The sequence below is a fragment of the Streptomyces sp. 13-12-16 genome (genome assembly GCF_002114215.1).
Classification (GTDB): domain Bacteria; phylum Actinomycetota; class Actinomycetes; order Streptomycetales; family Streptomycetaceae; genus Streptomyces.
Window position 1 is genome coordinate 1 of record NZ_NCTE01000566.1, and the last position, 827, is coordinate 827.

General features: G+C 77.5%; 1 protein-coding gene. It reads right to left on the reverse strand.

All coding sequences use genetic code 11. The features are described 5' to 3' along the window. Positions 1-753, reverse strand: a 753-nt coding sequence (locus tag B7767_RS22680; RefSeq protein WP_085573811.1) for a glycosyltransferase, incomplete at its 3' end; no start/stop codon positions are given. Positions 754-827: the final 74 nt, after the last annotated feature.

Consider the following 827-nt stretch of genomic DNA (forward strand, 5'->3'; position numbering starts at 1 on the left):
GGTGATCGCGGCGTGCCGGCGGATCCGGCCGCGCGGCGCGACCGCCTTGTCCCACCAGTCGGGGCCGTGCAGCCGTCGCATCAGGGCGTCGTCGGCGTTGCCGCGCTGCTGCCCCACCGACGCCCAGCGGGACGCGGAGCGCACCGGGTGCAGCGTGGTGCGGCGGCCCTTGCGGATGCGCCAGCCGGCGTCGAGGAGGCGCAGCGCGAGGTCGGCGTCCTCGCGGAAGGCGCGGGGGAAGCGTTCGTCGAAGCCGCCGACCTGACGGAGGGCCTCGGTGCGGTAGGCCATGTCGGCGGTGATCCAGCGGGCCCGGGTGAGTCCCGCGGTGCCGCGTTCCCAGTCGGTGGGGCGGCGTTCGCCGGGCAGCGGCACGGTGATGACGCCCTGGACGCCCGCGGTGTCGGAGGTCGCCTCCTCGAGGTCCCGGACGAGCTGCGCGCACCAGTGCGGTCCCACCTGGACGTCGTCGTCGAGGAAGGCGACCCAGGGCGTGGTGACGGCGCGCAGCCCGGTGTTGCGTGCGGCGGCGGGCCCCCGGCCGCCGGTGGCGACGGTGGTGGTGCGTTCGCGCAGGTCGCCGAGGACGGTCAGCGCGTGGGCCAGGGCGTCGGGTGGGGGGTCGGGGTCGGGCCGGTCGTCGACGAGGACGATCTCGTCGGGGCGCGGCCCGTGTGCCGCGGCCAGCGCGGCGAGGCAGTCGGCGAGGGTGTCCCGCAGCAGGGTGGGGACCACGACGGCGTACGACGTCATCCGGACGCCCTCCCCCCGCACACCGCGCAGGGCCTGGTCGTGAGCGGACCGGCGGGGCCCGGCCCCGCCCGTTC